At 66.9% G+C, this 12,562-nt stretch carries 9 protein-coding genes, 2 tRNA genes and 1 pseudogene; 5 read left to right on the top strand and 7 right to left on the bottom strand.

Annotated features, from left to right (window positions below; translation table 11 throughout):
* Positions 1 to 15 precede the first annotated feature (15 nt).
* Genes AX744_RS00320 through AX744_RS00310 form a run of 3 tightly spaced genes read left to right on the top strand, consistent with a single transcriptional unit; the run spans position 16 to position 6,218 of the window.
* Positions 16 to 5,025: a helicase gene (locus tag AX744_RS00320; protein ID WP_231728710.1), complete on the top strand. Its 5,010-nt coding sequence runs from the start codon at positions 16 to 18 to the stop codon at positions 5,023 to 5,025.
* Positions 4,992 to 5,612 (top strand): single-stranded DNA-binding protein, encoded by a 621-nt coding sequence (locus AX744_RS00315; protein WP_157543481.1) that lies wholly within the window; start codon positions 4,992 to 4,994, stop codon positions 5,610 to 5,612. Before AX744_RS00320 ends, AX744_RS00315 begins: the two co-directional genes overlap by 34 nt.
* Positions 5,613 to 5,627: 15 nt before the next feature.
* Positions 5,628 to 6,218 carry a hypothetical protein gene (locus AX744_RS00310; RefSeq protein WP_036341012.1) on the top strand — a complete coding sequence of 197 codons (591 nt, stop codon included), beginning with the start codon at positions 5,628 to 5,630 and terminating at the stop codon, positions 6,216 to 6,218.
* A gap of 64 nt (positions 6,219 to 6,282) precedes the next feature.
* On the opposite strand, the gene AX744_RS00305 is transcribed toward AX744_RS00310, so the two are convergent.
* On the bottom strand, positions 6,283 to 6,996 hold the full coding sequence (locus tag AX744_RS00305; RefSeq protein WP_036341015.1) for a DUF6349 family protein: 714 nt from the start codon (positions 6,994 to 6,996) through the stop codon (positions 6,283 to 6,285).
* 186 nt (positions 6,997 to 7,182) lie between these two features.
* Here AX744_RS00305 and AX744_RS00300 point away from each other — a divergent pair, with 186 nt between their 5' ends.
* Positions 7,183 to 7,599, top strand: a complete 417-nt coding sequence (locus AX744_RS00300; protein WP_036341018.1) for a hypothetical protein — start codon at positions 7,183 to 7,185, stop codon at positions 7,597 to 7,599.
* Between the two features lie 38 nt (positions 7,600 to 7,637).
* Positions 7,638 to 8,774: pseudogene (locus AX744_RS19870) on the top strand (recombinase family protein); the annotation flags it as partial.
* On the opposite strand, the gene AX744_RS20925 reads toward AX744_RS19870, so the two are convergent.
* From AX744_RS20925 to AX744_RS00270, 6 genes are all read right to left on the bottom strand, one after another.
* The gene (locus tag AX744_RS20925) at positions 8,694 to 9,104 is read right to left on the bottom strand and encodes a hypothetical protein (protein ID WP_036341021.1); all 411 of its coding nucleotides are present in this window, start codon (positions 9,102 to 9,104) and stop codon (positions 8,694 to 8,696) included. The pseudogene AX744_RS19870 and the gene AX744_RS20925 sit on opposite strands and share 81 nt — an antisense overlap.
* Positions 9,105 to 9,333: 229 nt before the next feature.
* Positions 9,334 to 9,406: transfer RNA gene (locus AX744_RS00290), tRNA-Ala, on the bottom strand.
* 25 nt (positions 9,407 to 9,431) lie between these two features.
* Positions 9,432 to 9,505 (bottom strand) — tRNA-Ile (locus AX744_RS00285).
* Between the two features lie 84 nt (positions 9,506 to 9,589).
* Positions 9,590 to 10,507 carry a hypothetical protein gene (locus tag AX744_RS00280; protein WP_061015065.1) on the bottom strand — a complete coding sequence of 306 codons (918 nt, stop codon included), beginning with the start codon at positions 10,505 to 10,507 and terminating at the stop codon, positions 9,590 to 9,592.
* Positions 10,504 to 11,193: a LuxR C-terminal-related transcriptional regulator gene (locus AX744_RS00275; RefSeq protein WP_058630950.1), complete on the bottom strand. Its 690-nt coding sequence runs from the start codon at positions 11,191 to 11,193 to the stop codon at positions 10,504 to 10,506. Before AX744_RS00275 ends, AX744_RS00280 begins: the two co-directional genes overlap by 4 nt.
* A complete protein-coding gene (locus AX744_RS00270) occupies positions 11,181 to 12,449 on the bottom strand; it encodes a sensor histidine kinase (RefSeq protein WP_046747974.1) in 1,269 nt (422 codons plus the stop codon). Before AX744_RS00270 ends, AX744_RS00275 begins: the two co-directional genes overlap by 13 nt.
* Positions 12,450 to 12,562: the final 113 nt, after the last annotated feature.

Raw genomic sequence — 12,562 nt, 5'->3', positions numbered from 1 at the left:
ACGGTGGGGCGGTTTGTGCCCGCCACGCACGACGACCTCGCTCCCTCGGGCGCGAAAGCCCGCTTTCGCGCGAACATCGCGGCGATCGAAACCGCCCGGCTGCTGGTCGAGCAGGAACGCCCGGCGACCGCTGATGAGCAGCAGACGCTCGCGCGCTGGTCGAGCTGGGGCGCGGTGCCCGATGTGTTCGACGAGTCCAGGCAGGACTGGACAACCGAGCGTGAGCAGCTGCGGAGCCTGCTGACCCCGGACGAGTGGGATGCCGCCGCACGCACGACGATCAACGCGCACTACACCGACCCGTTGATCGTGCGGCAGATGTGGCGGACCATGACCGCGCTCGGCTTCGACGGCGGCAGGGTGCTGGAACCCGGCTCCGGGCTGGGCACGTTCCTCGGCATGGCCCCCGAGACCGCGCGCATGACCGGGGTGGAACTCGACCCGGTGACCGCGGCGATCAGCCGCGCCCTGTATCCGCACGCCGAGGTACGGACTGAGTCGTTCGCCGACACCCGGCTGCCCGAAGCCTCGTTCGATGCGGCGATCGGGAACGTGCCGTTCTCAGACGTGACCTTGCACGACCCGGTGCACAATCCGACGCGGCTGTCGATGCACAACCATTTCATCCTCAAGAGCCTGCGGCTCACCCGGCCCGGCGGGATGGTCGCGGTGCTCACGTCGCAGTACACGATGGACGCGCAGAACCCCGGCGCGCGCCGCGAGATGGCGATGCTCGCTGACCTCGTGGGCGCGATCAGGCTCCCCGCCGGGGCACATCGGCGCACGGCGGGAACCGACGTGGTGACCGATCTGCTCATCCTGCACCGCCGCGAGGACGGGCAACCCCCGGCAGATGACCTGTGGGAAACGGTCACCCCGATCAGCCTGGACGGACAGCGCGCGAAGATCAACGCCTACTTCGATCACCACCCCGAGCATGTGCTCGGCACCCTGAGCATCCGGCAGGGCATGTACGGCACCCCGACGCTCACCGTCGATGGCGACCTCGACCGCCTGGAGGCCGACCTGGCCGATGTGCTCGACCAGATCACGTTCACAGCCCGCCGCACCGGAAGGGTCTTCACTGCGCCCACGGCGGAGTATCAGGCACGGCAGGCCGCGCGTGTGCCGTCGCCGCCGCAGTTGTGGGATGGCAGCATCGTCGCCACCGACACCGGGTTCGGCACCGTCGTCCAAGGCTCCGTCGAACCGTTGGACGTGCCGAAATCGGCGGGGCCGGAGCTGCGCGCCCTGCTGGGGTTGCGCGACGGCGCGCACCGGCTGCTCGAACTGGAGGCCGCGACCGTCGATGACACCGACGAGATCAACCAGGCGCGCGAGGGCCTGTACCGCGACTACCGGAAGTATGCTGGCAGGTACGGGCCGCTGAACCGGTACACGCTGCGCCGCACCGGCCGCACCAACGAGGCCGGGGAAGACACCTACGCCCGCACGGTGCCGACCCCGATCCGGCTGCTGCGCTCCGACCCGTTCGGGGCGCTCGTGCTCGCCTTGGAGCAGTTTGACGACACCGACCAGACCGCGACCCCGGCGGCGATCATGACACGCCGCGTCGTCTCCCCGCGCACCGAACCCCAAGGCGTTGACACCCCGGCCGATGCGATAGCGGTCAGCCTCGACCGCACCGGCAGGATCGACCTGCCGCTGATCGCCGACATGCTCGGCATGGACGAAACCGAAGCCCGCGCCTCGCTTACCGGGCTGGTGTTCACCGACCCGATCACCGACGAGCTCATCCACGCCCCCGCGTATCTCTCCGGCGACGTGCGCATGAAGCTGGAGCACGCCACCGAGCGCGCCGCCGACGACCCGGCGTTCCAGGCTAATGTCGACGCGCTCACCGAGGTCGTACCCGAAGCACTCGGGGTAGAAGAGATCAGCGCCCGCATGGGCGCGGTGTGGATTAGCGCCGACGTGCACGCGCAGTTCTTGAACGAGCTGCTGCGCACCCGCGACGTGAACGTGGAGAACCCGCTGCCAGGCATGTGGGAAGTGCGGGGAGGACGCCAAGGGCTGCTGGCCACCAACGAGTGGGGCACCGAGCGTCGCCCGGCCCCCGATATCGCCCAGGCGATCATGGAGCAGAAGACCCTGCTCGTCTACGACGAGATCGAGAACGTCGACGGCAAGAAGCGCCGCGTGCTCAACCCGCTGGAGACCACCGCCGCGCAGGAGAAAGCCGACGCCCTGCAAGAGCGGTTCGCCGAGTGGGTGTTTGAAGACCCGGAGCGTGCCCGCACGCTCGTGGCCGAGTACAACCGGCGCTTCAACTCCATCGTCTTGCGCGACTACACCGACGCGGGCGAGTACCTGAGCCTGCCGGGGCTGGCGGAGAACTTCACCCCGCGCCCGCACCAGCGCTCCGCCGTCGCCCGCATGATCGCCGAACCGGCTGCCGGGTTGTTCCACGAGGTCGGGGCGGGCAAGACAGCGGAAATGATCATGGGCGTGATGGAGATGCGCCGCATGGGGCTGATCGACAAGCCCGTGCTCGTAATTCCGAATCACATGCTGGAACAGTTCTCCCGCGAGTGGCTGCAAATCTATCCGCAGGCCCGGATTCTCGCCGCGTCCAGCAAAGACCTCACCGCCGACAAGCGCCGCCTGTTCGTCGCACGGACCTCGGCGAACGAGTGGGATGGCGTGCTCATGACGCAGGGCGCGTTCGAGAAGATTCCACTGCGCACCGAGACCCAGCAGGCGTACATCCAAGCCCAGGTCGACGACATGCGGGAAGTGCTCGCCACCGCGACGGGCGAGAACGCGATGAGCGTCAAACGCATCCAGCGCAAGCTGCTCCAGCTGGAGAACAAGGTCAAAGCCCGCATCGACACCAGCCGAGATGCCGGGGTGTGCTTCGAGGACACCGGCATCGACTACGTGGTCGTGGACGAGATGCACATGTACAAGAACCTCGCCACCGACTCGAACATCCAAGACGCCGCGATCGAGGGTTCCAACCGTGCCTCCGATCTGCACATGAAGCTCGAATACCTGCGCTCCGAAGGCCGCGAACGGGTGGTCACCGGGGCGACCGCGACGCCGATCTCGAACAGCGTGACCGAGGCGTTCGTGATGCAGAAGTACCTGCGCCCGGACTTGCTCGACGCCGCCGGTATCGGCGCGTTCGATGCGTGGGCGGCGACGTTCGGGCAGACGGTCACGCAGATGGAGATGGCCCCGACCGGCAACAACACGTTCCGCATGAAGACGCGGTTCGCCAAGTTCCAGAACGTGCCCGAGATGCTGAAACTCTGGTCGATCTTCGCGGATGTGAAGACCGCCGAGGATCTGCAACTGCCCACCCCCGAGATCGCCGAGCGCGAGGATGGTAGGCGGGCACCGGCGACGGTCGCGATCCAGCCCACGGTCGAGCTGGAGCAGTTCATCGAGACCCTCGGCAAGCGTGCCGAGAAGGTCGCAGCCCGGGCGGTGTCGCCCAGCGAAGACAACATGCTCACCATCTCGACCGATGGGCGCAAGGCCGCCCTCGATATCCGCATGATCGCATCCACCGACCCGTCTGGGCCGACCAAGGTGGACCTGGCTGCCGACAGCATCCACCGGGTCTGGGAGCAGACGAAAGACAACATCTACCTCGACCCGATCACCGGGCAGAAGTCGCCCGTGCGGGGTGCGTTGCAGCTGGTGTTCTCCGACATCGGCACCCCGAACCCAACCCAGTGGAACGCCTACGACGAACTGCGGGCGCAGCTTGTCGTGCGCGGGATGCCGCCCGAGTCCATCCGGTACATGCACGAAGCCAAGACCGACGTGGACAAAGCCAGGTTGTTCGCTGCCGCGCGTGCCGGGCACGTCGCGGTGCTGATGGGTTCCACACAGAAAATGGGCGTCGGCACCAACGTCCAGAACCGGGCCGTCGCGCTGTATCACCTGGACTGCCCGTGGCGACCCAGCGACATCGCCCAGCGCGAGGGCCGCATCCTGCGCCAAGGCAACCAAAACCCCGAGATCGGCATCGTCCGGTTCGTCACCGAACGGTCATTCGACTCCTACATGTGGCAAGGGGTCGAGCGGAAGGCGACCTTCATCGCGCAGCTCATGCGTGGAAACCTCGACTCCCGCGAGATCGAGGAGATTGACTCATCCGCCCTATCCGCCGCCGAAGCCAAGGCCATCTCCTCGGGGAACCCGCTTCTGCTGGAGCACTCCACGGTGCATACCGAAGTACAACGGCTCCGCCGTCTCGAACGCGCCTATCACCGCAACGAGTCGATGCTCGTCCACGCCCGCGACCGCGCCAGTGACCATGCACGGAGTGCCGCAGCCGACATCGAAGCCCTCGAAGCGGTGCTGCCGCGCGTGACCGACACTTCCGGTGACAGGTTCCGCATCGAGCTACGCGACAACACCTACACCTCCCGGGCCGATGCTGCACACGCGCTCGCAACTTGGGCGCACGACTCCGACCTGAAGTGGGCACCGCGCTACGCCTCCCGCGACCACGGCGTCATCGGCCAGATCAGCGGCTTTGACGTGATCGTCTCGACCAGCCCGGCACTCGGGGCCGACCCCGTGGTGAACATTCGGCTCGACGGGGTGCCGCGTAGCGGGTTCATCATGACCCGCCAGTCGTTCCTCGACGGCGGCGTCGGACTCATCCAGCGCATCGAGAACCGCGCATCCGGCATCCCCTCCCTCCTCGAGCAAGCCCGCAGCGACCTCGCCAGCGCCGAGACCGAACGCGACGATGCCGAGCAGCGCATCGGCCAGCCGTTCCGCCACGCCCAGGCCCTTGCCGACGCGGAGAAAGACCTCGCCAGAATCGAGACCCAGCTGGCCGCGATGCAAGAAGACATCGACCACGCAGCACAACCCGAACCCGCGCCGGGGAACCCACCGAATGGGCTGAACGTCGAGACCGTGCGAGCACACCGGCCCGCGCTCGGTGTCCGCCCGAACCCCGAACGCACCCCGGTATCCAGCAGAGCTGGTTCGTCGGCGCAGTCGTGGGCGCGGGAGACGCCCGCGCGAGGGTTCTAAGGCTCGCGGGCCGCTTCGTGCACCTTGCCGCCACACACAAGCAGCGCCGCCTACTGGCGGGGCACCGTGAGGTAGGAGGCAAGCTGATGGACGAGCAGAACGAGCCGCACGACGGCCAGAGGCAGGAACGGGCGAAGCTGCGACCACGTGAAGCGCTGGTCGGATACATCGACTCCGAACCCAGGCTCACGTACAGCAAGAACGGGATCGCGCGGTTGTACGCGCGCGTCGGCGTCGATCACTTCCGTCGTGACGGCGAGGATTCGTTTGTCAAGACCGGCACCACGTTCCACGACATGGTGCTCTTCCGCAAGACCGCCGAGGAAGCGAGCCAGAAGTTCCAGCAGGACGACCGCTTCATCGCACAGGGGTACGTGCGGCCGTTTACCGATCAGAACGGCAACGAGCGTGAAGAGTTCGTGGCCACGAAGATCGGCCACGACATGATGTGGACGCCCTACACCGTCGACCGTGCGCCGCAGCAGGAGACACCGCAGCGTGAGGCCCCGGGCCTCGACCGCAGCCAGGGGTTCGAGCGCGACGACCGGCCCGCGCAGCAGCGCGAACCGGCCGTGATGTCGCAGTAGGACAGGGCCGACACCATGAATGACGAAGAGGACTTCGTACCCGAGCAGGACGAGCCAGAACCCGAAATCGACCACGGCACCACAAACCGGGTCGGGGCGGCGGGGCCGATGCTCGATGAACCGCCCGGCCCGATCAACTGGAATCTGCTGACCGCCGACGACGCCGAGGCCGCATGGTTGGAACTGAACCAGTGGGTGAACTGGCTTCGCACGACCTACGGGCTGCCGTCGTCGGTGGTGCCTCCCATGTGGCACCGTCACCCCGAGCTGCACTGGGAACTCTCAGCGCTTCACACCCATTGGCTGTGCGCGTTCGACCCGCAGCAGAACGGTTCGGCCCCGATCGGCTGGCACCGGGATTTCGCGGACGCCAGGCAGCGGCTGCGTGATTGGGTCGCCGCGTGCGGCACCCGCCTCGACCGCGACCGGCCCACGCGCCAGACCGTCTGGCCCGGCGAGGACGAGGCCGAACCGATCGAAGACACCCCGATCACCGACCGCGACGAGGACTTCGTGGCCTACGTCATCGCCGACGTCGAGCGCCGCCGCCAACTCGAACACGACTTCTACGCCAACCTCAACCCCGAGACCGGCGAGATCAGCTGAGCATCGCACCGCTTACGGGGCCGAAGCCCTACTCCCAAGTTTCGGCCCCGCTCTCGTGTGCCGGTCAGTCGCCGAGCATGCGCCCGGTCCGACGCGGCGCGCTCACTGACGGCTCGAACTGGGCAGGCTCCCGGCGCACGGCGTGACCTGCGGGCCGAGGCGCGGGGCGCTCCAGCGCGGTAGCGGACAGGTCGTAGCCGCCCCAGGGTGAGTAGGCAGGAACGTGGCGGATGCCGAACTGCTGGCGTTCGGTGATGATCGGGGCACCAGGTATCTGCATGTGCTGCGGGTAGCGTTGCTCAATCCACCGCAGGGCCACTTTCGACAGGCCCTTGTCGGTGCGTACCCGAATCTGGCCGGGAACCACGGGGAGGTCTCGCCACCCCGGTACGGCGTGATCGTGCCACGCTTCGACCGCATCTGACTCGCCGCCGGCGTCGGACTGCCACGCGCACGGCCCGCAGACGATCTTCTTCAGCAGATCGCCCGGCCCCTCCGCGTCGGGCTCAGGGCGAAGATCGGCGTGGAACATCTCGGCGCGATGCTCGCCGAACTCGACAGTGGCATGACTGAAGCGGTGCCACATATGGCTACGCGCGAACGAGCCGAAGCTGCCGTTGATGAACCGCCAGTGCTCAAACGCCTCGTCCAGCAGCCTCGGTGGGTAGTAGTCCTCGGTGTAGTGCAGCGGTGCTCCGGCCCACTCGGGCAGTCGCGCGCGGGCGTCCTCGCGGGCGAACTCATCGAAGTCGAACGCCAGCTGCTCCATCGTGGCCATACGGGTAGGTACCCGACCCACGACGACCGCTCTTCCGACAGCAGCGTGCAGGCGCTAGACTAGGGGTAGGCGACATCAATGTTCAGCTAGTCGTCACCGGCCCCAGGCAGGTGGCAGACGAACCGGGGAAGCCGCCCCGGCAAGTCCATCCCATAGGAAGCGTCGCCGCTTCGGGAGGACTTGACCATGATCTGGCTCATCTTCATCGCAGTCGTCATCCTTTTCCGGGTGCTGCGGCCTTGGATACCCTCGACCATCCTGCTCGACTGGTTCCGCACTCAGCGCGACCCGAAGTGGGGTCTGTGGGCCGTGCTCGCCGGGGTCGTCTACTTCGGTTTCGCCTACGGGTGCACCGTCCTGATCGACAACGGAGGCCCGGAGTGGCTCCACCTCTTCGTTCTGATCGGGATCTGCGAGGGCTTCCGCTTCCTCTTTCACGGCTTCGGCATCTACCTCCGGCTCCGTGCCGCCCGCCGCAAGGAACGCCGCGTCGCCCGTGACGCTAACGGGCAGGCGAGTTCACCTGGCGGGTATGAGGCACTACCGGGTGACGAGCACGGGCCGACGTATCTCGGCCGAGCCTCGGGTGCGCTCCAAGCCTGACAACAAGCAACTGATCGCGCTGGTTCTGCACATCGCGGATGGACTTCACGCCCAGGAGCTTGATGAGCAGCAGCGTCGCATCGGTGATCGACACAGCACCGGAAACACGACGCACGCCCATTCGTCGTCTGGCGAGCAAGGAGGCCACCATGACCCTGACAATGCCGATACACGACACGGATACGTCGCCGCTTCTGACAGCGGTGACGTATCAACGTGTCTCGACCAAGGAGCAGGCGACCAAGGGGGGTCGTGACGAGGGGTTCTCCATCCCCGCTCAGCGCCAGGCGAACGCGCGCAAGGCCGAAGACCTCGGCGCACGCATCGTCGCCGAGTTTGTGGACGCCGGAGAGTCCGCCCGCTCAGCTGACCGGCCAGACCTGCAACGGATGCTGGAGTACATCGCCACGCATCAAGTCACATACTGCATCGTCCACAAGGTCGACCGCCTCGCCCGCAACCGACTGGACGATGTGGAGATTCACCGCCGCCTGGTCGAAGCCGGGGTGACCTTGGTGTCTGCGACGGAGAACATCGACGAGACGCCCTCGGGGATGCTGCTGCACGGCATCATGTCCTCCATCGCAGAGTTCTACTCCAAAAACCTCGCATCCGAGGTCAGCAAGGGCCTGAACCAGAAGTTCGAGACCGGCGGAACCCCGATGCGAGCACCAGTCGGGTATCTCAACGTCCGCAAGCGTGACGAGCAGGGCCGCGAGTACCGCACCGTCGAGATCGACGCCGAGCGCGCCCCGCTGGTGAGGTGGGTATTCGAGCAGTACGCGACCGGTGAGCACACCGTTGTCAGCCTGCTCGCCGAGGCCACCGCGCGCGGACTCACCACCGTACCCACGCCGAAGCGTCCGTCCGGGCCGGTGGGCCGTTCCACGTTCTTCTCGATGCTGCGCAACCCGTACTACATCGGCATCGTCCGCTACAAGGGAGCCGAGCAGTCCGGCACCCACGAACCGCTGGTCGATGTCGAGACCTGGCAGCAAGTCCAACGTCTACTCGACTCCCGCAAGATCGCGGCCGAGCGCCGCCGCACGCACGACCACTACCTGAAAGGCTCCCTGTTCTGCGGCCAGTGCGGGTCACGGATGCAACTGGACTACCCCGCCAACAAGCAAGGCGTGCGCTACGCCTACTACGTGTGCTCCGGTCGGGCCTCCAAACGGAAGAACTGCACCCGGCGGGCCGTGCCGGTCGGTATCGCCGAGCAGCTGGTCGCGGACTGCTACCGAGACATCTCCATCACCGAAGAGCAGTACGCCGCCCTCGCCGCTCAGGTCGAGACAGCGTTCGATGAACGGCTCGCCTCCCGCTCCCAGGAACTGGCCGACCTGACCGAGAACCGCAAGCGGCTCCAGAACGAGAGCGACAAGCTGCTCGCCGCACACTTCGCCGACGCCATCGACCTCGACACCCTCAAACGGCACCAAGACCGCATCCGGGCCGGGCTTGCAGACATCGACCGCCGCCTCGCCAGCGAACACGACCAGCACGAGGGCTCACGCAAGCACCTCAGCACCGCGCTCAGCCTGCTCGTTGACTGCGCGACCCTGTACGCGCGCGCCGACGACCAAGGCAAGCGGCTGGCCAACCAAGCGCTCACCAACGGCATCGAGATCAGCGAAGACGAGAGGGCGACGATCAAGCTCGCTGAGCCGTTCGCCGCCCTCGCACCAACACCGGCTTCCACCGATGTCAGGTGTTCTAGTACGTCTGAAATTGTGGAGCCTAGGAGATTCGAACTCCTGACATCCTGCTTGCAAAGCAGGCGCTCTACCAACTGAGCTAAGGCCCCGTGAGGGATTTCTTGAGTTAAGGAGTGGGGCTACCAGGACTTGAACCTGGGACCTCTTCATTATCAGTGAAGCGCTCTAACCGCCTGAGCTATAGCCCCGTCAACCTCCAAGACTTTACCGGAGAAAGACGGAAAATCCGAATCGAGGGGGAGCGCCCGGGAGTGTCTCCCCCTCGATCGTCTTCAGCGACCCGGTCGGATGGTCGCGGTGCCGGCCGAGAGGGAGACGTCGATCGTCCTCCGCGAGCTCGACGCCTCATCCACTTCGGCGTTCAGCGTGCCCGCGCTGATCTCCTGGGAGATCGCGTACTCGACGTCGGGAACGGTCAGATCGAGGGTGCCGGCACTGACGTCGATGGATGTCAGCGCGGGAGGCGTTCCCGTCAGCTCCACGGTGAGATCGCCCGCGGAGACACCGAGGTCGGCCTGGGCGATGCCGTCGAGCAGGATGTCGGCACGACCGGCGCTCATCTGCACGTCGAGCTCTTTCGCGGCTCCTTGGATGTCGAGAGCACCCGCGTTCACACTGACATCGAGGATCCCGAAGTCTCCGGCCACATCGAGGCTGCCCGCATTGAGGTTCAGGTCGGCATCGAGTCCCGCGTCGCGAAGGCTCTCCGGGAGCGTGAGCACAGCGATCTCCTCCTCACCGAACCAGCCACCGATCCACCATCCGAAGACCCCCTGCGGGCTCCGCACGACCAGCTCGTCGCCGTCACGTTCGAATCTCCACGGGGTACCGCGTCCGTTCGTGATGGCGAGTGTGGCCTCGTCGACGTCGCCGAACTCGACCCGCATGCTGCTGGCGTCGGCGGAGAGGTCGATGCTCTCCAGCCCGGCGACACCCACGCTCTGCACGGAGTCGGCACGGTTCGAAGTGGCGATGGTGCCGACGGCTGCCGCGGCTGCTGTTCCGCCGGCGCCGAGAAGTGCGAGCCCACCGACCACCGCCGTCACGACCATGACCGCGGTCGCACCGGACGAGCGGCCGGCGGGAGGAGGGGTCGGAGCCGCGTGCGGAGCGTCAGACTGCGGAACGGAGGCGGGTGGCGGGGTGAGCGGGGTGTGTCCGCCCTGGTCCCCGTTGTTGTCGGTGGTCATCGTGCCACTCCTGTCTGGCCGGTCGGCGGCGTCGTGCCACCGGTGTTCTCGATGTGGGCGAGGGCGGCGAGCACACGGCGGTTGCCCGACTCGTCCTGTTCGAAGCCCAGTTTCTGGAAGATGGAGGTGATGTGCTTCTCGACGCTGGCTTCGGAGAGGAACAGCAGTCCGGCGATCGCCTGATTCGACTTGCCCTCGGCGATCAGTGCGAGCACGGTGCGCTCGCGCTCGGTGAGCCGCAGCATCCGATCATCACGGTTGCGCCGTGTCAGCAGCTGGGCGACGACCTCGGGGTCGAGCACGGTGGCTCCCTCGGATATCCGCTGCACGGAGGCGAGGAACTCCGAGACGTCGGCGACCCGATCCTTCAACAGGTAGCCGAGAGGGCCACCCTGCGCCGCGATCAGGTCGGAGGCGTAACGCTCCTCGACGTACTGGGAGAGCACGAGGATCGCGAGCGACGGGTGGGTCGACCGCAGACCGAGAGCGGCCCGGATCCCCTCGTCTGTGAAGGTCGGAGGGAGACGCACATCCAGGATGCACAGATCGGGTGCCTCCGTGACGACGGCCTGGTCGAGACCCTCGATGTCGGGAAGAGCGGCGACCACCTGGTGACCGGCATCTTCGAGCAGACGGACCAGGCCCTCGCGCAGCAGGACCGAGTCCTCGCAGATCAGGATGCGCACGGGACGCTCACCTCCAGGCTGGTCGGACCGCCCTGCGGACTGTCGAGGCGGAAGGTTCCGCCGGCGGCGAGGATGCGGTTCGCGATGCCGTCGAGACCACCGCCCGGCTGCACCTGCGCTCCTCCGATGCCGTTGTCCTCGACCCGCGCCCACAGCGTGTTGCCGTCACGCAGCCGCACGACCACACGGGCCTCGCTGGCTCGGGAGTGCTTCGCCGCGTTGGTCAGGGACTCGGCGATCGAGAAGTACACGGCTGCCTCGGCCTCGCGACTGCACCGACCGTCCATCCGCACGTCGAGGTGCACGGGGATGTGGGAGCGTCCCGCGAGTGCCGACAGTGCGGCGTCGAGCCCCCGGTCGTCCAGCACGGAGGCATGTATGCCGCGTGCGAGCTGACGCAGCTCGGTGATGGCCGCCTTCGTCGAGGTGTGAGCCTCGTTGATGAGTTCCTTCGCCGCACCGGGATCGCTGTCGATCTTCTGCTGAGCGAGCCCGAGCGTCATCCCCACGGAGACGAGACGGGGCTGGACTCCGTCGTGCAGATCGCGCTCGATGCGGGTGCGCTCGACATCGGCGGCGCGCACGGCCCCCTCGCGCTGGGCCGTCGAGGTGCGGACACGCTCGGTGAGCTCCGTCTCCCTGCTGCGGATGACGATCGCGAGCGACAGGGTGCGATGCAGCAGTGCGAGGCCGATGATCCCGACGACGCAGGCTGCGATGCCCAGGATCCCGATGAGCGGGGCCCACTCGGCAGGAATGCCCCCGCCGCCGAACGGTCCCATCACGGAGTCGACTCCGGTGAGCGGTGCGAACGAGACGACGATCGACCAGATCAGGCCCCAGAACAGCCGAAGCACGACCCACCCGAGCACGGCGGAGATGGCGAAGTTGGCGACAGCGCGCCACATGCGTCCATCGATCGCCTGCCGGCCCAATGCGCGCAGCCATCCGACGAAGCCGGGGCGGTCGCGTGGCTGCAGCCGCAGGGGGCCGACCGGAGTCCGGTACAGCGACCCGACCCGAGCGATCTCGAACCAGCCGAGACCGTAGAGGGCATAGACCAAGCCGACGAGCAGGACCAGACCGATACCGGCGACGAAGAGGAGTCCGAGTCCGGTACCGAGGAGGCCTCCGAGCGTGCCGAAGATGGCGCCGCCCAGGACGCCGACGCCTGCCAGATGCAGGATCGTGAGGAAGATGCGCAACGGCGGCTTCACCGCTGTTGCGGAAGCCGGGGTCGCAGTCTGAGTGGTCATGGTTCCAAGGTACGGCGGTGGGGGAGGCCACGACAGCGAGCCAACCGGACACTCCGATTCGGGTTTTCCGTAAGAGTTCCCGTGGTCGTCGCGGTTCGACCACGACGGTTCTG

It is taken from the genome of Microbacterium sp. CCH5-D1, assembly GCF_001557335.1.
GTDB classification, from domain to species: Bacteria; Actinomycetota; Actinomycetes; order Actinomycetales; family Microbacteriaceae; genus Microbacterium; species Microbacterium oxydans.
This window is presented reverse-complemented; position numbering and strand designations above follow the sequence as displayed.